This is a genomic window from Synechococcus sp. MVIR-18-1 (assembly GCF_014279835.1).
In the GTDB taxonomy this organism is placed as follows: domain Bacteria; phylum Cyanobacteriota; class Cyanobacteriia; order PCC-6307; family Cyanobiaceae; genus Synechococcus_C.
The window spans coordinates 1,018,805-1,040,048 of record NZ_CP047942.1 but is presented as its reverse complement, the minus strand read 5'-3'; the positions used below and the strand labels follow the sequence as shown (position 1 = coordinate 1,040,048).

Annotated in this window: 26 protein-coding genes; 12 read left to right on the top strand and 14 right to left on the bottom strand. The window is 50.9% G+C overall.

Annotated features, from left to right (window positions below; all coding sequences use genetic code 11):
* Positions 1-159: 159 nt before the first annotated feature.
* The 5 genes from SynMVIR181_RS05520 to SynMVIR181_RS05500 all read right to left on the bottom strand — a co-directional run bounded on the left by SynMVIR181_RS05520 (position 160) and on the right by SynMVIR181_RS05500 (position 5,057).
* A complete protein-coding gene (locus tag SynMVIR181_RS05520; protein WP_186590266.1) occupies positions 160-1,482 on the bottom strand; it encodes an O-acetylhomoserine aminocarboxypropyltransferase/cysteine synthase family protein in 1,323 nt (440 codons plus the stop codon).
* A gap of 24 nt (positions 1,483-1,506) precedes the next feature.
* Positions 1,507-2,211, bottom strand: a complete 705-nt coding sequence (locus SynMVIR181_RS05515; RefSeq protein ID WP_186590265.1) for a hypothetical protein — start codon at positions 2,209-2,211, stop codon at positions 1,507-1,509.
* A 64-nt stretch (positions 2,212-2,275) separates the two neighbouring features.
* Positions 2,276-3,283 carry a transglycosylase SLT domain-containing protein gene (locus tag SynMVIR181_RS05510; RefSeq protein WP_370593880.1) on the bottom strand — a complete coding sequence of 336 codons (1,008 nt, stop codon included), beginning with the start codon at positions 3,281-3,283 and terminating at the stop codon, positions 2,276-2,278.
* Positions 3,284-3,305: 22 nt separating this feature from the next.
* Positions 3,306-3,890: a DOMON-like domain-containing protein gene (locus SynMVIR181_RS05505; RefSeq protein ID WP_186590263.1), complete on the bottom strand. Its 585-nt coding sequence runs from the start codon at positions 3,888-3,890 to the stop codon at positions 3,306-3,308.
* Positions 3,891-5,057 (bottom strand): phosphotransferase enzyme family protein, encoded by a 1,167-nt coding sequence (locus SynMVIR181_RS05500; RefSeq protein ID WP_255444469.1) that lies wholly within the window; start codon positions 5,055-5,057, stop codon positions 3,891-3,893.
* A 109-nt stretch (positions 5,058-5,166) separates the two neighbouring features.
* Between SynMVIR181_RS05500 and SynMVIR181_RS05495 the strand changes: the two genes are divergently transcribed.
* Both SynMVIR181_RS05495 and SynMVIR181_RS05490 read left to right on the top strand, forming a co-directional pair.
* Positions 5,167-6,360, top strand: coding sequence for a DNA repair exonuclease (locus SynMVIR181_RS05495; protein ID WP_186590262.1), 1,194 nt, complete (start codon positions 5,167-5,169; stop codon positions 6,358-6,360).
* Positions 6,351-9,002 (top strand): AAA family ATPase, encoded by a 2,652-nt coding sequence (locus SynMVIR181_RS05490; RefSeq protein WP_186590261.1) that lies wholly within the window; start codon positions 6,351-6,353, stop codon positions 9,000-9,002. The genes SynMVIR181_RS05495 and SynMVIR181_RS05490 overlap by 10 nt, the downstream gene beginning before the upstream one ends.
* Here the strand turns inward: SynMVIR181_RS05490 and SynMVIR181_RS05485 are convergent.
* Entirely contained in the window at positions 8,999-10,528 is a 1,530-nt protein-coding gene (locus SynMVIR181_RS05485) for a hypothetical protein (RefSeq protein ID WP_186590260.1), read from the bottom strand. The genes SynMVIR181_RS05490 and SynMVIR181_RS05485 overlap by 4 nt on opposite strands.
* A 60-nt stretch (positions 10,529-10,588) precedes the next feature.
* Here SynMVIR181_RS05485 and SynMVIR181_RS05480 point away from each other — a divergent pair, with 60 nt between their 5' ends.
* The 3 genes from SynMVIR181_RS05480 (at position 10,589) to arsS (ending at position 13,236) form a co-directional block, all read left to right on the top strand.
* A complete protein-coding gene (locus tag SynMVIR181_RS05480) occupies positions 10,589-10,747 on the top strand; it encodes a hypothetical protein (RefSeq protein WP_186590259.1) in 159 nt (52 codons plus the stop codon).
* Between the two features lie 119 nt (positions 10,748-10,866).
* The gene (gene stpA / locus SynMVIR181_RS05475; RefSeq protein ID WP_186590258.1) at positions 10,867-12,060 is read left to right on the top strand and encodes a glucosylglycerol 3-phosphatase; all 1,194 of its coding nucleotides are present in this window, start codon (positions 10,867-10,869) and stop codon (positions 12,058-12,060) included.
* A 198-nt stretch (positions 12,061-12,258) separates the two neighbouring features.
* A complete protein-coding gene (gene arsS, locus SynMVIR181_RS05470; protein ID WP_186590257.1) occupies positions 12,259-13,236 on the top strand; it encodes an arsenosugar biosynthesis radical SAM (seleno)protein ArsS in 978 nt (325 codons plus the stop codon).
* Here arsS and SynMVIR181_RS05465 read toward each other — a convergent pair.
* On the bottom strand, positions 13,229-13,492 hold the full coding sequence (locus tag SynMVIR181_RS05465; protein WP_255444500.1) for a cell division protein SepF: 264 nt from the start codon (positions 13,490-13,492) through the stop codon (positions 13,229-13,231). The two genes, arsS and SynMVIR181_RS05465, sit on opposite strands and share 8 nt — an antisense overlap.
* 55 nt (positions 13,493-13,547) lie before the next feature.
* Between SynMVIR181_RS05465 and SynMVIR181_RS05460 the strand changes: the two genes are divergently transcribed.
* Positions 13,548-14,021, top strand: a complete 474-nt coding sequence (locus SynMVIR181_RS05460) for a hypothetical protein (RefSeq protein WP_186590256.1) — start codon at positions 13,548-13,550, stop codon at positions 14,019-14,021.
* On the opposite strand, the gene SynMVIR181_RS05455 is transcribed toward SynMVIR181_RS05460, so the two are convergent.
* Positions 14,022-14,468 carry a Fur family transcriptional regulator gene (locus SynMVIR181_RS05455; RefSeq protein ID WP_186525087.1) on the bottom strand — a complete coding sequence of 149 codons (447 nt, stop codon included), beginning with the start codon at positions 14,466-14,468 and terminating at the stop codon, positions 14,022-14,024.
* A 129-nt stretch (positions 14,469-14,597) separates the two neighbouring features.
* Here SynMVIR181_RS05455 and SynMVIR181_RS05450 point away from each other — a divergent pair, with 129 nt between their 5' ends.
* Positions 14,598-14,810: a hypothetical protein gene (locus tag SynMVIR181_RS05450; RefSeq protein WP_186525493.1), complete on the top strand. Its 213-nt coding sequence runs from the start codon at positions 14,598-14,600 to the stop codon at positions 14,808-14,810.
* A gap of 3 nt (positions 14,811-14,813) precedes the next feature.
* On the opposite strand, the gene SynMVIR181_RS05445 is transcribed toward SynMVIR181_RS05450, so the two are convergent.
* Positions 14,814-15,272, bottom strand: coding sequence for a hypothetical protein (locus SynMVIR181_RS05445; protein ID WP_255444467.1), 459 nt, complete (start codon positions 15,270-15,272; stop codon positions 14,814-14,816).
* A 109-nt stretch (positions 15,273-15,381) separates the two neighbouring features.
* Between SynMVIR181_RS05445 and SynMVIR181_RS13170 the strand changes: the two genes are divergently transcribed.
* From SynMVIR181_RS13170 to SynMVIR181_RS05430, 4 genes are all read left to right on the top strand, one after another.
* Positions 15,382-15,621 (top strand): hypothetical protein, encoded by a 240-nt coding sequence (locus SynMVIR181_RS13170; protein WP_222929428.1) that lies wholly within the window; start codon positions 15,382-15,384, stop codon positions 15,619-15,621.
* Positions 15,622-15,715: 94 nt separating this feature from the next.
* Complete coding sequence (locus tag SynMVIR181_RS05440) at positions 15,716-16,723, top strand: SDR family NAD(P)-dependent oxidoreductase (protein ID WP_186590254.1); 1,008 nt, start codon at positions 15,716-15,718, stop codon at positions 16,721-16,723.
* Positions 16,724-16,981: 258 nt separating this feature from the next.
* Complete coding sequence (locus SynMVIR181_RS05435; protein WP_186590253.1) at positions 16,982-17,563, top strand: glutathione S-transferase family protein; 582 nt, start codon at positions 16,982-16,984, stop codon at positions 17,561-17,563.
* 80 nt (positions 17,564-17,643) lie between these two features.
* A complete protein-coding gene (locus SynMVIR181_RS05430) occupies positions 17,644-18,270 on the top strand; it encodes a DUF3598 family protein (RefSeq protein ID WP_186590252.1) in 627 nt (208 codons plus the stop codon).
* Here SynMVIR181_RS05430 and SynMVIR181_RS05425 read toward each other — a convergent pair.
* The 5 genes from SynMVIR181_RS05425 to SynMVIR181_RS05405 form a co-directional block, all read right to left on the bottom strand.
* Positions 18,258-18,725, bottom strand: a complete 468-nt coding sequence (locus SynMVIR181_RS05425; protein ID WP_186590251.1) for a nucleoside 2-deoxyribosyltransferase — start codon at positions 18,723-18,725, stop codon at positions 18,258-18,260. The two genes, SynMVIR181_RS05430 and SynMVIR181_RS05425, sit on opposite strands and share 13 nt — an antisense overlap.
* 8 nt (positions 18,726-18,733) lie before the next feature.
* Complete coding sequence (locus tag SynMVIR181_RS05420; protein ID WP_186590250.1) at positions 18,734-19,129, bottom strand: phosphoribosyltransferase; 396 nt, start codon at positions 19,127-19,129, stop codon at positions 18,734-18,736.
* 176 nt (positions 19,130-19,305) lie between these two features.
* Entirely contained in the window at positions 19,306-19,482 is a 177-nt protein-coding gene (locus SynMVIR181_RS05415) for a hypothetical protein (protein ID WP_186590249.1), read from the bottom strand.
* Positions 19,483-19,854: 372 nt separating this feature from the next.
* The gene (locus tag SynMVIR181_RS05410) at positions 19,855-20,031 is read right to left on the bottom strand and encodes a hypothetical protein (protein ID WP_186525082.1); all 177 of its coding nucleotides are present in this window, start codon (positions 20,029-20,031) and stop codon (positions 19,855-19,857) included.
* A gap of 200 nt (positions 20,032-20,231) precedes the next feature.
* Positions 20,232-20,438: a hypothetical protein gene (locus SynMVIR181_RS05405; protein WP_186590248.1), complete on the bottom strand. Its 207-nt coding sequence runs from the start codon at positions 20,436-20,438 to the stop codon at positions 20,232-20,234.
* Between the two features lie 328 nt (positions 20,439-20,766).
* Between SynMVIR181_RS05405 and SynMVIR181_RS13270 the strand changes: the two genes are divergently transcribed.
* Positions 20,767-20,901, top strand: a complete 135-nt coding sequence (locus SynMVIR181_RS13270) for a hypothetical protein (protein WP_255444466.1) — start codon at positions 20,767-20,769, stop codon at positions 20,899-20,901.
* The last annotated feature ends 343 nt before the right edge of the window (positions 20,902-21,244 follow it).

Here is a 21,244-nt window from a genome sequence, read left to right as displayed (position 1 = left end):
TTCCACTGAGTGAGTTTTATTCATCATGTTTGCAATGACGAGCGACTTTTTCTATGCAAGGTGTTGTCTGTTCAACGTAGCCAAGGCTTATGCCAGTGACCCCACGGCGGTGGATCACCTTGGCCTTGGGCTCCAAGTGACCAACCGCCTCTCCCCTACTCAGGTCGCCAGCGCCTTCTCAAAATCAGCTTTGATGTCGTCGATGTGTTCCAAACCGACAGACACCCGAACCATGGTGGGAGTCACGCCAGCCGAGGCTTGCTCATCAGCGCTGAGCTGCTGATGGGTCGTGGAGGCTGGATGAATCACAAGCGTCTTGGAGTCGCCAACATTGGCGAGATGGCTCGCCAGCTTGAGGCTGTCGATGAAACGCACCGCATCGTCATACCCCCCCTTTAGGGAGAACATCAGCATGCAGCCCATCCCACGATCGGTGAGATAGCGCTTAGCACTTGCGTGATAAGGGTCGCTAGGTAATCCGGGGTAGCTCACATCAGCAACAGTGGACTGCTCCTGCAACCAGGTTGCCAACGCCATCGCATTTTGCGCATGCCTCTCCACGCGCAAGCTCAATGTTTCTAAGCCTTGCAGCAACAAAAAGCTGTTGAAGGGGCTGATGGCCGGTCCCCAATCGCGGAGACATTCCACTCTTGCCCTTAGTGCAAACGCGATATTGCGTTCATCAGGTAACCCCAGCATCTTGCAGATGTCACTGCCGAAACCGAAGGCGTCCCAGTGCACAAGGCCGTGATAAGCAGCGCTCGGCTCACTCATCAACGGAAACTTGCCATTGCCCCAGTTAAACGTTCCTGCATCAACAATCACACCACCAAGGCTGGTGCCGTGACCACCAATCCATTTCGTAGCGCTCTCAACCACCACATCGGCGCCATGCTCAATGGGTCGAATCAAGGCTCCTGCCGCGCCGAGTGTGTTGTCGACAATCAGAGGGATGCCACGTTCTTTAGCAAGTGCAGAGAGGCCGGCGAAGTCGGGAATGTTGAAGCGGGGATTGCCCATCGCTTCGACATAGATGGCCTTGGTCTTGTCATCAATCTGCGCCGCGAAACTCGCGACATCGTCACCATCGGCAAACTTGACCTGGATCCCTAAGCGCGGGAATTGCACCTTGAACTGGTTGTAAGTGCCGCCGTACAAAAAGGACGTGGAAACAAAATTGTCTCCAGCCTGCATGCAGTTGGTAATCGCCAAAAACTGAGCCGACTGGCCTGAGGCGGTGGCGACGGCGGCGACCCCACCCTCCAGTGCTGCAACACGCTTTTCAAAGACATCCGTGGTGGGGTTCATCAAACGGGTGTAGATGTTCCCGAATTCCTTCAACCCAAACAGATTTGCGCCGTGTTCAGCGTTATTGAACACATAAGAGCTGGTCTGGTAGATCGGGACCGCCCGCGAGTTTGTCGTGGGGTCAGGGACCTGACCAGCGTGCAATTGAAGGGTCTCGAAACGTTGTGATGTCAAGGCCGAAATACGGATAACTCCGTTCTAGCTCGCAACTTCCGTTGAGGCGCTCCAATTGTCGTCAGGTGCCGGTTTTTCAGTCTCCGCAAGGGATGGAAGCGTCTCACGCATCAGGGGGCCAAAACGACTGCGCACTTCCGATCGGAAAGAGCCTGCCGCTTCAGCACTGAGCACTGGATAGGGCTGGTCACCCTCTTGCTCGCGCAGATGACGCCACTTGCTGTTCTCTTGGGCCTTGAGTTCTTTTAGTGCAGACATGAAGTCGTAATTCTTCGTCTGACCATCTGCAGCCGCAAGTGGGCCAGCCTGTGCCGCGAATTCTTCGCGGATCGCATCAAAAGCTTTGGCTTTGATGGTGTCGGGAAGACCAAGAACTGGCTGGTAGTAATCGAGCAAACGTCTTTCCTCCTCCAGCAAGATCGGCCATGCGCCACGGGACCCTTGGGGCAAGGCGTACCCGGCCTCAGCCGCATCCATCGCCTCCAAGTGAAAACAGATCCAGCGGTAATACGACTTTTCGTTGATCGCCTTTTTCGCTGCAGCCTTGCCCGAAACAATCGCGGGAAGTGCGGCTTCAGCCTTACGCAGGAACAAACGATCCTCGCGTTCGAGGTTCATTGCTCCCCAACGCTGGCGATAGTCCCAAAGCTCGGCGTATCGGGCCACTTCATCCGTGGACCAGCCAAGGGTCTTGAGCTCATCGGCCCGATGCGTCAATTCCTTAGCCAAAGAGCTCAGCCTTCATCTGATCGGAATCGTAGAGGTCAAAGGCGATCACGCCAGTCTCTAGACCTCAACCTGCAGGACGGCTGTGCGGGTTCTGACGCAAATACTGCAAGACATCGGTGGGCTGTGGCTGGTTGTAGCCCTCATGAAGCCAGAGATCACCGGCCGAAGAGGCGTAGTGAATTTGCCAGTGATACAAGCCGCGATAGGCGAGAGGATCCCGTTTCAACAGGTCGGCGTAATGAACCACAGCCTTGCCGTAGTCATCGCTGTTGTTGTACCCCCAGAGTCCTTTTCGGATGTCCTGAAGGCCTCCACGACGAACCAAATAACGCGCAGCCGCATGGATGGCATCCCAAGGATCGCGAATGTCACCACCACGGCCAATCCCAGGCTCCGTCCAGGTCGTGGGTAGGAATTGCATCGGCCCTTGCGCATTGGCGACGGAAATGCCATCAATGCGACCCATTCCCGTTTCGACCAAATTCACAGCAGCCAACACCTCCCAATCAATCCCTGTAGCTGCTGAAGCACTTCGATAAGCCTTGAGCAATTGATCGGGAGGAGCCGGGGTCTGGATACGCCAAGCAGGAAGCCTGGATGAAGCCGGACCACGATGCATGGCAAGAAACGAGCGACGAGCTGCGATGTGCTGATCAAACACCCAGCGCCAACGGTCATCAAGCTTCGATCGAACCTGGTCGGCGAGAGCAGAGCGATGCGACAACACCCGATAGATCACCTGCTGCTGATGAGCAAGGGAGGGAATGGCCTCTGAAGAGACGTCGGGGTTGCGAATGGCAAGCTCAATCTCTGACAACAATTGAGCCAGCTGATCGGGGTTGGCCAAAAACAGCGGATAGTGCGCTCCCGATGGAGAGCGGGGAAGATCTGACCTTGTAGGGAGCGACGGAAGCGCAAGATCCGCTGGTTCAACCTGTTCAAGAACCTCCTGTTTAGAGGCGTCCTGCTCTTGTTTCGGGGTGGACTGGAGTGCAGGTGAGCGCCTGCAGCCCAAGGCCAGGGGGACCACAAGCAGCGGAAGACAAATCAGTAGGCGGCGGACTGAAGTCATCATCTAAATCGTGGACAATCCATCAACAGATCAGAAAGCTGCGACGGTCATGAAAGTCTGCAGCGTCTCCTGGATGGGAGAGAGCCCAGTAGCTGAGACGACCATTGATTTCCTCCACAACCATCGTCAAACCGAGTTCTGGCATGCCCTCAATCGGCCACCAGGGACGTAAATCCAAGACCACATCACAACGGCAGTCCCATCGCGTTTGTCGCACAGTTACGGAGGGTGGCAAGGCCTCAACCAACCCAAAGCCACCCTGTCGGTAGCGCTCAAAGCTGTAAAGGTTCCAGTGACCTAAGGGCGATACGTTGAATTCCCAGTACTGCTGAGAGCCAGGCACACCGATGAACGCCTCAAAGCAACTGTGCTTCCAAAGTTCATCGCGGCGATCACCCTGCATTGGAACGGACGATGGCTGAATCGAAGGCAGCGAAACAGCAAGCAAATCTCCATCACGCTGAGCCGGCCGAAGGTTGTAGCTGAGTTCAAGAATGCCCCCCTCACGCCAGACAAACTCAGCACTGAGCAGGAGATCAGGGGATTCTTGGGGGTCTTGAGGAAGGAGCGGGCAAACCTGCCGGACCATCACGGGATGGCGCGACATTCAGCTCGCTCCTGAAAGTTCGAGAATCATGTGCTGGAGGTCATCCTCTTGGGCTTCGATTGATTGAGTGAGCGCAAATTGCACCAAGGCTCGATCCAAATTATGAGAAGGCCGATCTGTTCGGAAGTAACGATCGCCATCCAGGTAGTCGGTTAAAAAGCGCAACCCAAGCTCAAACGGAATCAGACGAATGCAGTCTGGTAGATAGCGAAAATCCTGGTCGGAAAGAAAGGATCGACCCATCGTCAGATAGCCCTCAAGAATCGCCCGACAAAGGTTGAGATCGAACGTCACCAACTCAACCTGCAAGGTCTCTTCGCCAAGAGGATTGCAACAAGAACGCAGGCAATCTCCGATGTCGTAGTGAACCAAACCGGGCTTAACCGTATCGAGATCGATCAATCCCACAGCAAGACCACTTTGTTCATCAAGCATCACGTTGTTGATTTTGGGGTCTCCATGAATCGGTCGGCGTTGCAGTTCGCCACGAGCACAGGCAACTTCCAACACATCCACACAGTCGCGGCGACGTTCCACGAAATCAAGCGCACGTTTCAGCCGCGGATCGAGTGATAACCGTTTCTCAAGCCTCTCGAATTGATCGCGGCAAACAGTGTCGTAATGCTTGAGATAGCTCGGAGTGATGTGAAAGCCTTCAAGGGTGTCTGCTAAGTCGCAAGTCGGTAAATCACTGATGAGGTGATGGAACATCCCCAGTCCATACCCCAGCTCGCGCGCATGCCCAGCATCACGGATCACATCACTTGTGGTAGCAGCTCCGATATAGGAGATCGAGCGCCAAAACTCTCCGTTGTGCTCAACCCAATGGCCTTCGCTGTGGCGCGTTGGCAGAACCGTTGGAATTTCCCAACGCCGTCCAGCCAATTCAGGTGGATCCGTCGCCAACCGTTGTTGTACATGCGAACCAAGGGCAAGCAAATTGCGCATGACCAGCTCGGGCTTTTCGAACACACTTGTGTTCAGACGCTGCATCACGAAGGCCCGACAGTCCGCATCCGCAGTCAAAGACACCAAGAACGTGTCATTCACGTTTCCAGATCCCAGCGTGTCAATCGAGCTGATTTGCTCGGGCGGATGAAACAGACCTGCGATCGCGTCAAGCGATGGATAAAGCCTGGTATTGGCATCGGCCATGACGAATCGCATGAGACTCAACACGAAACAATGCCGTGTATCTACAGATCCGCTAGCGCAGAGTGTGCGGAAAAAGAGCCGGGAAGCGGCAGCATGGGGTCAGACCACCCGATCAGCAACGGTGCCACGTTTTCTTCACACTGCTGACTGGCAAATCGGCAAGCCTTATCACTGGATTGAGGATCCTCAAAAACGGGCCCGTCTTCAGCAAGAACGGGTCAATGCCGTTTCACGTATCGCTGCAGCAGCCAGCGATCAAAACGTCGATGCCGTGATGGTGGCCGGTGATCTATTCGACTCGAGCACTGTGGCTCCAGCGGTAGTGATGGAGGTGATGGAAGCCATCGCTTCGATCCCCTGCCCTGTGCTCGTGATTCCTGGAAACCATGACCATGGAGGAGCCGGTGGCATCTGGCAGCGCCGAGATGTGCAACGTCAAATGCGGGAACGCTGCCCCAATTTGCAGCTCTTGCTTCAAGCAGAGCCTCAGGTCATTGCAGAAATGGTGCTGCTCCCTTGCCCGTTGCTACGTCAAAGAGACAGTCGTAGCCCCGCAGATTGGCTGGACTCCCTGAACTGGAGTTCTTTGCCCCACGATCAGCCCAGGGTCGTACTCGCCCATGGCTCGGTACAAGGTTTTGGCGCAGAAGGGCAGGTCAACCAATTGCATCACGATCGATGGCCTGCAGAGGAGGTGGACTACATCGCTCTGGGTGATTGGCATGCTCTAACCCAACTGAATCCGCGCGCTTGGTATTGCGGCACTCCTGAACCCGATCGTTTTCCCACAACTGATCATGATCAGCGTTCTCAAGTCCTTCTTGTTGACCTGAAACGGCAAGACATTCCTGAGGTCACTCCGATTGCAACAGGTGCCATGTCCTGGCACAGGATCGAAGCCAAGGTGAGCAGTGGGGCAGATCTTCAACGCCTTAAAGAGACGATCGAATCCTGTGTGCAGCGAAAGGTAGGCAAAGATCTTTTGAGAGTTGAGCTAAGCGGCCAACTGTCTTTTCAAGGGCACCAACAGCTACAACAGCACTTGCAGGATTTGGATCAACAACTCCTCCACCTCAGAATCCGCGGATTGCCCCGTCGAAGACCGGAGCCAGGAGAATTTCAAACCTTTCTGCAACGCGACGATGCACCCTTGATAAAGGGCATCAGCAAAGATCTTGCGACTGAGCTCGATGACAACAGTGCCCAAGGCCCTGAACACAACGACATCGATCGAGCCATGCTCGAAGAAGCGATGCTCGAGCTGCGCAGGATTGTGCTGGAAGAGGCCGGGGATCAGGAGGCTTCATGCGGCTGATTCGCAGTGAGTTCTCCAGCGTTCGCCGCCATCAAGAACTGGTTCTGGACTTTGATCCAGGGTTAACGGTCATTGGCGGAGCCAATGAGAGCGGCAAAAGTTCCTTGGTCGAGGCTCTGCATCGAACGCTGTTTGTCCGTGCTGCATCCAGTGGGACAGCAGCGCAGGACCTGCGCTCCCAACTCCATGCTGGCCATCCCCAAATCAAGCTGGAATTTGAAACAAGCGAACAGCACTGGACCCTTCTCAAACGCTTCAGCGGTCCCAGTGGCACCACCCAATTGGAAGCCCAGGGGCAGGTGGCCCTGATTGGATCAGCCGCTGAGGATCAACTAGCCCACCTACTCGGCGTTGACGAGATCCTCAACAGCAGACAGGTGAATAAAACCTTGCCCAGCCGCTGGGCCCATCTTTGGGTAAAGCAGGGTGAATCGGGTCGCGACTTGCTGAGCCTCAGCCATGACCACTACGACCTCAATACTTTGATCGAGTGCTTGGAACAACAGGCTGAGCAATCGTTGCAATCGCCATTGGATCAACGCGTTCACTCCGAACTCGAACGGCTCGTGTCTGAAAGCTTGAGCACGCGAGGCGTCCGTCAGCAAAGCGAACTATGGAAGCGTCAAGAGGCTCTTAAAGCAGCCAAGGAGCATCACACGGCAAGCCTTGAGCAACTGAAGGCATTTGAGTTGTCATGTGAGGAACTCGATCGGGTTGAAGCGAAGCTGAACAACCTGGAACTGGAGCGGTTACCGGAGCAGCGACGGCAGCGCCAACGCTTGCTTCAGCAGCAAGAAGCGCTGCAACAATTGAAGCCACTCACTCTCCAACAACAACAATTCGAAAAAAGCTGCGCCGCTCTTCGCAAGCTGTTGGCTGACAGCACGGCCTGCGCAGGCAACTTGGCCAGCTTGGAGCGTGAACTCAAAGACTTTGAGACGACCTACAACGCGGAAAGCAACCAAATCAAAGAGGCACAGCACCGAACGGCAGAACTCGAGCAACAAAGACAGGCCCTGGAAGAACAGGGTCTCTTGCTGAGACAACGAAAAGACCGCGATGAACTTCAACAACGCCTTGAAAGGCTTAGTCGCGAAGATGAGGAGCGCCAACGCTTAACCGAACAACACCAACAACTCATCACTGCGTTCAACGCGATCGAGGGCGGTAGCGCTCAAGATCTTCAACAACTGAACAAAACGCAAGAGGAGCTTCGGGCCCTAGCCATCCGCATCGAAAGCATGGCATCCACCATCCTGGTGGAATCTGCAGATCAGACCATTTCAATTGAGGGCTCCGATCTAAAGGAAGGTGAATCGTGTAATCAAGCAGGTGTCTTCCGGATTGATGTTGGAAAACATGTACGCCTCAAGGTCAGCCCCGGCGAAGGCACAGGACTGGCTTCACTCGAGCACGCACAAAAGTCTCTGCAAATCGCTTTAAAAGCTGGATTAAAGCTTTGGAACGCAAGCTCGGTGGAGGAGGCTCAACAACGCAGCGAACAACGCAACCTTCTCTTCCAACAACAAGAGCTCTTAAAAGCCCAACTCAAACAACTCGTCCTTCCTCCAGACCAAAAAGCTCCCAACCTCGACGAGTTGCAACTCCAGTTAGAGACACTCAACCAAGGCCTTCCATCCGGAGACCTAAAACAAGATTTAGATCATGAGAAAGAACTTGAACAATGCCGAATTCGCTACCGAATGTTGAAAGATGAAAGCGAAACCCATCAAAAACAAGTTCGAGAGCTTGAAGTTCAGCACGACAAAGTACAGACACAATGGCAGCAAAAGCGCCTCCAGCAAGAACGTCTAAAAACAGAGCAAGAGCAACGCTTAAGGCAACATCAATCGCTTGAACAAGAGGTGGGATCTCAGGAAGAACTCGCTCGATCAATCGAAACCTTGACATCTCAACAGCTGACATTAAAAGCACATATTCAGGCCCTTCAGCAACTTGATCCAGCCCAAGGCAATAGCGATCCAAAGCTAGAATTAGAGAGGCTTGATCGCCAAGAACATCAGCTCACCGAGCAACGTCATGAGCTTGGAGTCCAGCGTGGTGCACTCTTAGAGCGATGCAACTCTCTAGGACAAAGTGATCTCCATTCAGCAGTGGCAGAAGCTTCCGCAAAGCTTGAATTAGCAACGCAAGCTGAACAGCAAGAAGCGCTCTTGGTCCGCGCCCGTAGCCATCTACTCCAGCGTTTTCAACAAGCTCGCAGTGATCTCTCTCAGCGTTATTCCACTCCTTTGAAGCACAACATCAATCAAGTCCTTCAACCCTTACTGAGAAACCCAACAGACAGCTGTTCAATCCATTACGACCCACAGGACGGTCTGCAGCAACTCGGCCTACAGCGTGAGGGGACTCTGTTTGCCTTTGACCAGCTAAGCGGTGGAATGAAAGAACAGCTGAATGCTGCCCTACGTATCGCCATTGCTGACACCCTTAAAGAACGGCATGGGGGATGCCTTCCCCTGCTCTTCGACGACGCCTTCGCCAATACTGATGCTCAACGCTTAGAGGGAGTGTTGGAGATGTTGCAACAAGCCGTCTCAAGAGGGCTTCAGGTCATTGTTCTGAGTTGCGATCCTGATCCCTACAAATCTGTTGCCAACAAACTGATCATGATTGATTAAAGCGCATTTTCAATCACATTCATGGCACGGAGGTAGGCAGGAGGATCATCATCAACCTCCATATCCTCTAGGCCTGAATCGCCTCGAATTAAGCGTCGGGCGTTATCAGCAATCACGGCATTAACAATGAGATCCATGGCTTCAGGCATATCCAGATTCTGCAAAGCCTCAGCGTAACGACGGCTATGGGTAGGTCGCACAGATTCCTGGCAATAAGTAGATAATTGACGGCTATCTGTCATGACTGAAAAAGCAACATCTTTGGTTGCTTGGCGCCCATAAATAGCCATATAGAGCAAATTAATCATGGATGCATCATGAACCGGAATTGAATATTTACGTGCAATCTGCGGCCAATAACGCAATGCCTTCAATCCCTCTAAGCCACCCTTGCGTAAACCGGCAGCTTCACACCACCCTTCCAATTCCTCCATGCTTTCAGGACAGCGCTGCTCAAGACGCATATGGTCTGAGAGCACCTGACCAACCTGAAAATTCCGCGTTGGCTTACCTGAAACAGGCATCATCATGCTGCCTCGCACATCAGCAACCATCGCCGTGAGCTGGGCAAAGGTGTGATCTCGAACTTTCTCCATATCTCCCTCACGCACAAGGGCCGCTTCGATTCTCGGGACCCCATATCCCAGTTCAGTGAGTGAAAACGGCTGACGGTTATAAAGCCGTTGACGATCGCGTCGTGCCATCGAGACCGTAGCGGCCTGATCCAGGCATTGATCCAAGAGAAGCGTCAGCAAGGTGGGCAGAACGCCTGGATTTTGTTTGTGGAATGAATAGCCAAAGCCGGCAAACACAGATGCCATATTTTTAGCCGCCTTGATGTACTGGCCCTCCACGTTGTGAACACCCGGTGAAACCTGAATATTCGGCGACAGACGATCAAGCAAACGCGCACCCAACAAAGCCGTTAAGGCATTGGGATGACAGAAATTGGCCGTAAAACTATCCAGAGGATTTCGCAAGGCTCCATGACGATGAAAGCCTGAGAAAAAAGCCAAATTGGGCTCTTTTTCGCAAAGCACGTAGGACTCATTGGCAATTTGGTCATGCCCAAAGGAGCCTGCAAGACAAGCGATCACCACCTGTTCTCTGTTGAGCTCCGCACGCAGCCGGCAAGCCTCTCGCAGATCATCCTCAACGTGATTGCTGTTAGCACTGAGAATCACCAACTCACAGCGCATGAGCAGGTCGGCTAAGGAGTTGGTCACACGGTTGCCAGCAAGCTCGTGCGTGGCCATAGCCTCAATCGTTGCAACATGGACTTCGTCCATGCCATCAATCACATCGTCGGGAAACGCTCCAAGCAAGTCCCGACCTGGGCGAGGAGCCAGCAACAGGTGTCCCTCACTGTTCTTCTGCATGGCGCAGTTGTAAGCCAGGGAGGCGGGATAGAGCCCCACGCTGTAGAGGCCAACCTTGCCTTTCTCCAGCTCCAATATTCGGCGGTGGATGGCGTCCCGATCAAGGGACGGTGAAAAAAATGAGTTGCTATCCAGCACCGTCTCCATCAACCCACCACTGTGCACACCCCAACACTAAAGAAGGCCTGGCCAGGCGCGATGTTCGAGATGAGAACCCACACGGGCCCTTACAAGCTCTGCAGCTGGAGCGATCTCGTGCCTTTGATGTTTCCCCACATCGATCTAGCGCCCTATCCATCAATCCAAGCAACAATCAAACAGGTTGAGCGTCGTCCCGCCTATCGCAAAGCCATGGGACCAGCTTGAGTTGTCTCCTCAATGGACAGAATTAAAAGCCACTCAGCCCACACAGGAGATCTGCGCTACCCCAGCTCATCTCGCTATCAAACTCCTCCACAACTCCTGCAAGGACATCGTTTCAAACAATGGCACCACTAAGCCTTGATGCACTCCGCGACGAAATGAGGGCGGAGACAGACTTGCTGATCGTGCAAGACCTCGACGGAGTTTGCATGCCCCTCGTTAAAGATCCACTCACACGCCGTCTTCGCGCTGACTATGTGAAAGCTGCTGCAGGCATGCAAAACCAGTTCAGTGTGCTGACCAACGGAGAGCACGAGGGCCGCCGTGGTGTGAACCGACTGGTTGAACAAGCTCTGGGCGACAACGAGAAGGCACAACGCGAAGGCCTCTACTTGCCAGGACTTGCCGCGGGTGGGGTTCAATTTCAAGATCGATTTGGGGTGGTCTCACACCCGGGTGTCAGCGATGAGGAAATGAGCTTTCTGGAATCCGTGCCTCAACAGATGGGAGATCTGTTGCGCTTAAAATTGAGTCAAGTCTTGCCAGAGTTGCAGGGCCAAGCACTCGAAGAAGAGCTCAAGCTCGCGATTCTTGATACCCAGGTCTCTCCAACCATCAACCTGAACAGTTTGTTCAGTCGAATCAAAGGAGATGTAGAGCGGCAGAGAAAGCTGCAACTGATGTTGTCCGATTTGATGGATTCCCTGATGTCAGCCGCAGCAACGGCTGGACTACCCACGTCGTTTTTTCTGCATGTCGCCCCAAACCTGGGACATGATTCCACTGGTCAAGAAAGAATCAAACCGGCAGCACCTGGGGATGTAGGCACCACTGACATCCAATTCATGCTGAAGGGAGCCATTAAAGAAGTGGGATTGCTGGTGCTTATCAATCGCCACATCGCTCAGAAAACCGGGACAGCGCCGCTCGGTGACACCTTTAATGTGCGCACCGCCCCCCACGACCATCAAGCCCTACTGGATCTCTGTCATCAGCAGATTGAGCGGGATGCCATTCCCATGCTGGTTGGAGTCGGTGACACCGTAACGTCCACGCCCTGCCCGTCAGGTGATGGTTGGCTGAGAGGAGGAAGTGACAGAGGATTTCTGACCCTTCTTCAACAACTAGGCGCAAGCTATAACCGCCCAGCCCGTGTTGTTCTTGTTGATAGCAGCCATGGTGAAGTCGATCGCCCCAACTTGAGCGACAGCAAGCTGTCTGGAGTGAGCGATCCAGACGACCCACTTCGTTTTGACTGCCTCGTGAAAGGGGGTCCAGAAGAGTATGTGGATTGGTTTAAAACGTTGCCTCAATAATGCTTTGCCTGATGAATGCATTGAAGGCTCACAGCATGAAAGATGTTGATCACATCAGCACTACGAATCAAAAAAGCAGGACCTCAAGAGAGAGTCATCCGATCCAAGATGGGCCTAGTTCCACACCCATACCCCTGCTGCCAAAAGATAAAGTTTTGATTCATAAGGATTAGCAAGCACTTCTCTACCCCCTTCACCTTGACCTCCATCTCCCAAGCGACTGAGCAGCAACACCGACAAAGCACAAACCGATTCCCTGCACTGAACCGTGGCGAACTTGAAACGCTTCAAGTCAATCTCGGTTACCGCTGCAATCAAAGCTGCAGCCATTGTCATGTGAATGCGGGACCGTGGCGGACGGAAATGATGGAGGAAGAACAGATCAATCTCATTCCCAAGGTTCTTCAGAAACTGAACCTCAACTGCCTGGACTTAACCGGGGGTGCGCCAGAACTGCATCCTCAATTCCGATCCCTCGTGCACGATGCACGGGGCCTTGGCGTTCAAGTGATTGATCGCTGCAATCTCACGATCCTGCAAGAGCCTGGCCAAGAAGACTTGGCTGCATTTTTGGCCAATGAAGGAGTGAAAGTCGTTGCCTCTTTGCCTTGTTTTGAAGAGGAGCGAGTGGATAATCAGCGAGGGTTGGGTGTATTTCAGCGCAGCATTTCTGGACTACAAAGCTTAAATGCACTTGGTTACGGACTTCCCAATAGCAAGCTTGAACTGGATTTAGTGTTCAATCCTTCAGGCGCACAACTACCACCAGAGCAAGGCGAACTTGAACTCCTATATCGCGAAAAGTTATTGCAGAATCATGGCATTCATTTCAGTAGATTATTAACAATCACAAACATGCCGATCCAGAGATTTGCTCAAACGTTGAAAGCTCGGGGCGAGCTGGAGACTTATTACTCCTTGCTTCATCAAGCGCATCGTGACACCAACCTCAACTCCGTGATGTGCAGAAGTTTGATCAGTGTCAGCTGGACCGGAACTCTGTTCGACTGCGATTTCAATCAACAGTTAGGCCTTCCTGTGCGTTCTGGAGCAAAGACCCTGGATGAGCTCCTACATCAAACTGAACCCATCAACAACCAGCCAATTGCTGTTGACACTCACTGTTTCGGATGCACGGCTGGAGGAGGCTCCAGCTGTAGTGGGGCGCTCAACTGAGCTGATCAATGTCAACAGACGCCGGCGCGAATAACAACACCCGCTCTCCCACACGTCGCTCTTGGCCCTGTAAGGCGTAGACGCCCCCTGAAACGAAGTCAGCGGTGCGCTGAGCAAGTTTCGCCTCCATCTCTGAGAGGTTGAGCAAAACTGTGCGTTGTTCCCGCACAGCCATAACCGCATCCAACCCCTCTTCGAATCCGCGGGGTGTGAGAACGATAATTTCGTGAAAGCCTGAAACGCCAGAAAGGTCCATACTCACCAGATTGACGGAACCTTCTGCTTGCCACAAGAGCAGTAATAATTAATCAATGATTGATTCAGACCCAAAGACCAACGGGGGACACTGCGGCACGAAGCCAAAGAAATTCGCAATCGGAATTGCTCCACTTGGAACCGTCTCCATTGGAGTTGTGCCAATGGGGGTGATTTGTATCGGGGTGGTTCCAATGGGAGTGGTCTCGATCGGGGTCGTTGCGATGGGCGTGATCAACCTGTCAGTCGTTGGGATGGGACTGCTGGCGATCGGGGTTAACACCATGGGCGTTTGGACAGCAGGACCGATGAGCATGGGCCTTGTGCAATTAGGCAAGAGCACAACAGACCACAGCCGGCATAACCATGGCCAGCCAAACCAGCATCAGGAGGGTGATGACCCAAGGTTCATGGCTTACCCCACCAGGGCCGAAGCGGAAGCACAGGCCACTGCTCAAGGCTGCAAAGGTGCCCACGCGATGGGTGACTTCTGGATGCCCTGCTCGGAGCATCCATCAAGCGATCCATGATCACAGGCAGTTAGGACAAACGGCGCGAACAGTCAAACTCGATTCGATCAATTCAAAGTTGAAACGCTTGGCTGCTTCACGGCCAGCCTCAAGTACGGGAGTGCTTTCAAATTCTTCGGTGCGGCCGCAGCGAACGCAAATTAAATGATGATGATCTCCATGATCACCGCTTGAAAGCTCAAAACGACGGCCCCCATCACTGAGTTCGAGCTCTTGGAGAAATCCCATTTCAACCAAGAGTCTCAACGTCCGGTAAATCGTCGCCAATGAAACCCGCGCCTTCGAATCGACCAGCAAGCGGTGGACATCTTCAGCGCTGAGGTGAGTGCCCCCGCCAATTTGTTCAAAAAGATCGAGAATCAAGCGCCTCTGTGGCGTTAAACGCCTGCCGTCCTGGTGCAACCCACGCTCAAGAGGCCCTTCAACCGGAACTGGCAACGAGGCCATTAGCGTCTGCACCGGAATAACTCTTCTCAACAGTACCCATTAATGCGAGAGGAGAACAACGCAGGAATAAAGACCGGTAAGGTTTGAATCTGTTTCGCAAACGCTGTGTCTACCTCCTGGCGAGTGTTGATGCGCTTCGCTGCCAGCGGGTTGTTCCTGCTGGCACACGGATTGCTCGTGCTCGAGTACGTAGCTCTAGGAACAGCCCTTCACGGAATTGCTGAGATATTTCTGGCTCCGTGGGCTATCCGTCATCGAGCCTGGGACTTAATCGTGATCGGGGTGATCTTTTGCGTCTTCGATCTTTGGGGAACGCTCCGGCTCACAAACGCCATTGGCTAAAAATTATTCGATCCACCAACGCTGCACCAATCCAGACACATCTGACGAAGGTGAAGGAACCGTGACCACCGAAAGCCTCTGTCGGTCACGGGCATAGTCGTAGCGACAAAAGCCAATTCCAGTGCCAGAACAGGACGAGAGGGCAGGAAGTGTTGGTCCAGATGAATCCTGCTCAAGGCCCTCAATGGCTGGATCGGGTTTTGGCAACCAACCAGATGCCAACAACGATGCATCGGCAGCGCGAATCGGCTGACCAACCTGCAATTGAATCATCGAGGAAGAAATGGAGTCGGCGTAGACCACACCACCACTCAGGAAGGGCAAGACGCAGAGTGCCAAGCGCAGTCCTTTCATCGCTTCCAAACCATGACTGACTTTGGCATAGCAACACCGCAAGCCGAACGTCATCAACGCAACGAAATGCTGAGAACCATCAGGAGCAACGCCTTCCCTGGAACTCAAAGGGGCTAGAGGTTGTAAACAGATCCTTCACGGGAACATCCGATCAAGCGTCAAGCAACCCAAAAGGCGAATGTCGGCGCTAGCAAGGAGAAGTACATACAAAAAGCCAATGTCCGCTCAGGCCGTCATCGACCTTGCCAATGCGATCAAAGCGGATGCGACTTTGAAAGCGCTCTGCGCGTCAAGTCAGTGCGCTGACGTTGATGATCAATGCAACATTGCCAAAGAAAAAGGATTTGACATTCACCCCCATGACTTTGATCAATTCAATAACGGTGACCTAATAGAGACAGACCGCGAAGACACATTCCTAAAGCCATCATGGTGGGAACGCATTCCACAGCAATAAAATCATCAACAAGGAATGAACAAACAACTTGCAGAAAGGGTTAACGGATACACCAAAACTTATAAGCCCAATATTTAGCTAAATAAACACCTCAATGAAGCATGAACTATCGCGTCGAATCCTAATCACAGGAGGAAGTTCTGGCATCGGACTGGAGGCAAGTAAACAGTTGATGCAAAGAGGGCATCAACTCTTACTCCTCTGTCGTACAGAAGAGCGATGCACGGAAACAGTCAAGGCACTATCAGCAAGTGAACCAAAACAAACAACAGCAAAAGGAATAGCGATCAACCTTAAAAATCTTGTAGAGATTGAAACTGGTTGCAGCAGACTCCTTCAGATTAATGAGCCGATTGATACTTTAATTCTTAATGCAGGGATTCAAAATGTTGGAATCAGAAACCCACAATTTACAAAACAAGGAATAGAAGAAACGTTCTGCATCAATCACCTTGCCCATCAACTCATCCTCATGCGTTTATTACCATTACTACAAAAAAGCAAAAGACCAAGACTGGTGATTACGAGCTCAGAAGTGCACAATCCGAACAGCGGAGGAGGACGGGTTGGTCAACCTGCCACACTTGGTGCTCTCGAGGGATTAAGGCCGCATGAAAGCATCGCCATGCTCAATGGCCAAAAGATCTTTGATGCCGACAAAGCCTATAAAGACAGCAAACTCTGCAATATCCTGATGGGACGACATCTTGCCAACCAACTCAAGCAAAGGGGAGAAGAGATACCCGTGTTGGCATGGAGTCCAGGCCTGGTCATTCCCAAAGGAAGCGGCGGATTTTTTAGAACAAGTCGACAACAAAATCCCGTCGGCCTTGCGCTCTTCAGTTTCGTCGCAAGAGATTTGCTAAGACTGACAGAAACACTACAAAAAGCAGGCTCCCTACTTGCAGAACTAGCCGATGGAGATAGCTACGAGCAGAGTGGATTCCGATACATGAGCAATCAATTGATCAGACCTGGACATCATCTTTTTAAAGAGGCGGAACCCAGCGATGAAGCCAGTAACGAACAACTTGCAGAAAAGCTATGGACCCTTAGCAAAAATCTAATAGATCAAAAGTTGCGTGAGAGCCTATCAACTTAACTCAACATTGAGAGTCACGTAGCATCAACGTGCATCAGCAAACCAGCAAGCCGCACCCCCAAGCTAGGGGAATTCATAAGACTTGCCAACAACGCCCCGGTTTAATAAAATACAAAACAAAGCTTGTATGAATTAATCATCAATTATCTACATATGAAAACAAAAGACAAAGATATCAGTCCGTATCAACAGTTTGAAACCAGCGAATAAAACCTTCCATCAACTAATATTGCAAGAGAATCGAAAACCTCATCAGCGATGGCAATCATCCTTTACGGCGGACCACAAACGCGTGCATCCATGCCCCGCTGGTACATGGAAGAAATGGGTATACCCTACGAACTCGTAGAACTCTCTTTGGCTAACGGTCAACATCTAAAAGATGATTTTTTGGCGATTAATCCATTCGGAAAACTTCCAGCAATGAAAGATGATTCCGTTCTCGATACCAATAATCAACCTCTTATCTTATTCGAATCAGGCGCTATTCTGTTGCACTTAGCAGAGCATCACGGAGCTGAAATCCTAAGACCTGGCGATCGATCGTTAATCAGCCAATGGACACACTTTGCAAATTCAACATTAGCATTTGCAATCTTCGTTCCCGATCAAAAAGCGAAGATATTGCCTCGACTTTTAGCCGAACTCAATTCAGAAATCGCTAAAGGGTATTTCATCAATAATAAGTGGGGCGCTGCTGATTGCGCAATCTCATCTTACTTGGCATATATCAAGTTATTCTTTCCGAACGAGGACTTAGGCGCATATCCCGCTGTGGAATCACTGATCCAAGCCACTCGTGAAAGGCCTGCCTATAAAAAAATTATGGGACTTTCCTGATCAACAGAAAACAAAGAACGCCAAAACAGATTATAGAAATCTACATTAATGGTGATTATTAACACTCTACCCCCCTCCCTATGAACGATCCCCGAAACATATTGCTCTTGCATAATAGTGGGCATTGGCAAGGATGTTTTATCAGGCTAGATCACACTGCCAAAGAACAGGAACGCTTTTCCACATCTCTTGAAGTAGAGGAAACTGAGGGCATCATTCAGACATGTTTGACTTACACAGAGAGTGGTCGTCAGCAGTCAATGAATTTTGAATCGTTACCTCCAACCATGCAAGTCACCCAGACGGGAGACTGGTCAACAGGTCCCGATTACATCACGCCATGGAGCTGGGTAGCAGAGCTTTGTGTTGTCAATCAACAACAACGTCGGCGCATGATCGTTCGCCATGGTGTAAGCAGACTGGATCGCGTCATTTATGTCGTCGAAACAAAAAAAGGCACAGATCAAGTCAGTCCATCGCAGCCACTTCACTGCCAATCATCAACCTTTGGATCGTATTCGATTTGGCAACCAGAACCAGGCGTAGAACTATTCATTGACCCCAGAGATCGCCAACAAGGAGACATCACAGGCTGTGGCATTCGCTGGTGCGATCACCATGGGATCACACATCAAATCCTGCGTCAGTACAACGCTGCAGGAGCGCTTACCCCGTTGGCCAACGAATGGATTGATCAACCTGATTGAGCCCACTGTCCCAAAGCACTTCCTTGATCTTTAATCGAATCAATTGAATTGAATACCATCTCATCCCAGTTGGTTTCAGGCAACCCGGCGAACAGCATCAAGTTGAGAGGGTACTGATCAGAATCAGTGCAACGGCGAAAGTCATCACGGAACAGGAAAACAGGCTTATTGAGTGCATAAGCAGCTCCAACCTCCACCATCACCCCTTCATCTGGAGGGGTTCCATTCACGATGGCAAAAACTCCGTCAGCGTCTCGAACATCCTGCATGCATTGCTGGGCCACCCGAAATGCCCATCCAGGCTTGGTGGTGTCGACATGCCCATTGCGCTCAAATGGCTCCCAGACCATGAGGCCTAAATGGGACAGAGCAGCAACAAACTCTGGAAGCAAGAGACGTTTGCATTGTGCAGAGAACCCATATGGAGAGGCGAGGTAAATCGTTTTCGATGTCATGAAAAGTCTTAGGGAGTCTTGGATCTTGAGGCCCGATAGCGAGCTTCATCCTCTGCCGCAAACGCTACTTTCTCCCAAGGAAAGACCAACCATTCATCGGGTGAGGTTGTTATTGCAGCATTCCACCATTCTGGAGGAACTTTGCTCATCCAAACCACAAAAGTGGCATCAACTTGATCACGAATCGAGGACAAAGTCTGGCCAGTTTCATACACATCATCCACAACAAGACATCCGTCTTTTGGCTCTGAGAGCCAGGGAAGGGTGAGCGAGTGACTCAAGGCCGCTGCTAAGCAAACTCCACCACGCGGAACTCCATAAACACCAGAGAATGAATGAGAGACATAGCGTGCAGTGATTGTCTCCACCGCCCAATCAAATTGGATCCAAGTGAGTTGCTGCATCAAATCGTTAGCCGCATAAAATCTAAGGAGTCTCATCTTAATCCTCTCAACAAGAGATTAGTGGCATAACAGCTATGCCACCGAGAGCCTTGGCCGATATTGATCAGAACCCTCATTGATACCAACTTGGATCAAGAAACGACCACTTAGAGACAAAAAGATGCGAAAGGCAACGATTAGCCATCCATCACAGCAAGACAATGCAGAACATTTGGAGCTGACATACGAGAAACAAAACAAGAAAATGATTGTTTTGTTTGCAGGTAATTCGGTTCTTCTTTGAAGGGCATTGCCATTTTTTTTACAAGTTCTTGACGCTCTTCCTTGAGCGTGAGCTTGGGCAAAACAGGCATCATCTCAGTTGCTTGGATGCCTATTCTGAAGCGCTCTCCAACCAGTGTATGACAAGAAAGAGAGTGATTAATGACTAATTATGTCTGTGCTTGCTGCTGTGAACCGAATCAATTGAATTGGGCTTTCGGCTTAGAAGGTGCATGCGGACCTAGAATAAAAGTAAGCATCCATGAGTACATTTAAACAAGTTCAATGCACAAGAACATGAATTAATCCGGCATGATGTGTCTAGCAATTAAAAACCGCTTTAATGCTATTAACAAGATGAATCACTATCCGAAGTAGCAATTTATGCTGAGCTGATAAGAGCTATAGCAAAATTCTAAATCTCTCTGAATCAACACCCGAACGATCAAAACCAATACACAAATTTAGCAGTCGTATTCCACTTCTGAACGCTGTTGATGCCTAATCACGTCGTCATCCCTCATCTGGGATTCGTCATAATCAAGTGCCCGAATTGGACATGCCGACGCCTTAAATGGCTGGTGCTCGCCTTCGCGAATCAAGGTACCAATGGGCTGTGCTGAGGCGATACTGATCTGCATCAATGGATGCTGCAACCAACGTATTACTAACGACTTTGAAGCGAGGTGCCAGCGTCTGTGCTGTCTTCCGGATCAAGAGAGCTGCCGTTCATCGTGCAAAAGACAGCGACAGCAAAGGAGCCGTAATGGAGGCATCGATCTGTTGAAACAGCAAAAGAGCGAGAGCTTGGAATGCAAGCCAAGACAATCCCATGCTTCGATCATCCATAACGCTTCATAAAGTCATCGATGGTGTAGAACTCATTATCTGTTGAGGTTTCCCTAATCAGCTCTTCAAGAGTTTTTGCTTCCATCTCTGATTGATACTCTTCAAACGACAAATCGACCCCTGGATCATAAGCATCTTTAAACAAATGTTTGTATTCATTGCATAGAGCTTGAATAATGTCCCTGCGACTAAACTCCACTAGAGGCTCTGTATACCTTTCTCATTATTACGCATCGGCACTATCACAGCTCGCTGGGGGTCATATCTATCCCTCATTCCATTCACATCAGCGCCAGAACTGTATATCTTTGATAGCCACACAATAGAAACGACCAGATCAAGAAGAAAAAGATTTGCACATGATTGAAAAATCATGTCGCCATGAAATCAAGCTCTAGATTCTGAAAGCCATCTTTTCTAGTTCGCAACGATTAAGCACAGACCAATCGATCTAAAACTCACAAACCTTGAAATCAACTGGACAGCCTTCACAACAGAGCTGACGCTTCAAGAGTTCCTGGTGAGCATTGGATGCCGCTGCCAGGCCAACTGCTAAAACAAAAGCAGAGATGGCTGCAAGCAAAGGAAGTCGAATCACCATTGCCGATGTCAAGATTTTAAGAAATAGCCTTACCATTAGAATTAAAACATTGTTTCATTAGCGCAACAACTAAAATTGATCCCAATCGTGCGGGGTTTTACGCATTTTCGAGTTTTTTAACGAAAACAGCGATATCCAATACAAAATCCCCCCTAACCATCTAACTGCCAATACAATCCCTAGCCAGACAATCAATAAGAATAATCTAGCCGATCAAGCTCAAAGAAAAACAATCAACTTTTCAAAAATGCCTGAAAGCAGACATCAATGAATGCGCTTCAAGCGTTCTATTTAGAATCAGTTGACCTACCTCACGTATCCCTATTTCTATACAGATTACGTCTCATATATATCCGAAACGAACATCACTTTCATTAGCAATCTGGTTAGTCATCGTCCTTTGG

Bases quoted from the DNA above. Each gene is read 5' to 3' on its own strand.
- SynMVIR181_RS05410 (WP_186525082.1), bottom strand. From the start codon at position 20,031: ATGCAGATCAGTATCGCCTCAGCACAGCCCATTGGTACCTTGATTCGC.
- SynMVIR181_RS05415 (WP_186590249.1), bottom strand. From the start codon at position 19,482: ATGCCTGTTTTGCCCAAGCTCACGCTCAAGGAAGAGCGTCAAGAACTT.
- SynMVIR181_RS05455 (WP_186525087.1), bottom strand. From the start codon at position 14,468: ATGGCCTCGTTGCCAGTTCCGGTTGAAGGGCCTCTTGAGCGTGGGTTG.
- SynMVIR181_RS05505 (WP_186590263.1), bottom strand. From the start codon at position 3,890: ATGTCGCGCCATCCCGTGATGGTCCGGCAGGTTTGCCCGCTCCTTCCT.
- SynMVIR181_RS05460 (WP_186590256.1), top strand. From the start codon at position 13,548: ATGATTGATTCAGACCCAAAGACCAACGGGGGACACTGCGGCACGAAG.
- SynMVIR181_RS13170 (WP_222929428.1), top strand. From the start codon at position 15,382: ATGTCCGCTCAGGCCGTCATCGACCTTGCCAATGCGATCAAAGCGGAT.
- SynMVIR181_RS05435 (WP_186590253.1), top strand. From the start codon at position 16,982: ATGGCAATCATCCTTTACGGCGGACCACAAACGCGTGCATCCATGCCC.
- SynMVIR181_RS05500 (WP_255444469.1), bottom strand. From the start codon at position 5,057: ATGCGATTCGTCATGGCCGATGCCAATACCAGGCTTTATCCATCGCTT.
- SynMVIR181_RS05480 (WP_186590259.1), top strand. From the start codon at position 10,589: ATGAGAACCCACACGGGCCCTTACAAGCTCTGCAGCTGGAGCGATCTC.
- SynMVIR181_RS05490 (WP_186590261.1), top strand. From the start codon at position 6,351: ATGCGGCTGATTCGCAGTGAGTTCTCCAGCGTTCGCCGCCATCAAGAA.
- stpA (WP_186590258.1), top strand. From the start codon at position 10,867: ATGGCACCACTAAGCCTTGATGCACTCCGCGACGAAATGAGGGCGGAG.
- SynMVIR181_RS05465 (WP_255444500.1), bottom strand. From the start codon at position 13,492: ATGGACCTTTCTGGCGTTTCAGGCTTTCACGAAATTATCGTTCTCACA.
- SynMVIR181_RS05510 (WP_370593880.1), bottom strand. From the start codon at position 3,283: ATGACTTCAGTCCGCCGCCTACTGATTTGTCTTCCGCTGCTTGTGGTC.
- SynMVIR181_RS05430 (WP_186590252.1), top strand. From the start codon at position 17,644: ATGAACGATCCCCGAAACATATTGCTCTTGCATAATAGTGGGCATTGG.
- SynMVIR181_RS05425 (WP_186590251.1), bottom strand. From the start codon at position 18,725: ATGACATCGAAAACGATTTACCTCGCCTCTCCATATGGGTTCTCTGCA.
- SynMVIR181_RS05420 (WP_186590250.1), bottom strand. From the start codon at position 19,129: ATGCAGCAACTCACTTGGATCCAATTTGATTGGGCGGTGGAGACAATC.
- SynMVIR181_RS05450 (WP_186525493.1), top strand. From the start codon at position 14,598: ATGCGCTTCGCTGCCAGCGGGTTGTTCCTGCTGGCACACGGATTGCTC.
- SynMVIR181_RS05440 (WP_186590254.1), top strand. From the start codon at position 15,716: ATGAAGCATGAACTATCGCGTCGAATCCTAATCACAGGAGGAAGTTCT.
- SynMVIR181_RS05485 (WP_186590260.1), bottom strand. From the start codon at position 10,528: ATGGAGACGGTGCTGGATAGCAACTCATTTTTTTCACCGTCCCTTGAT.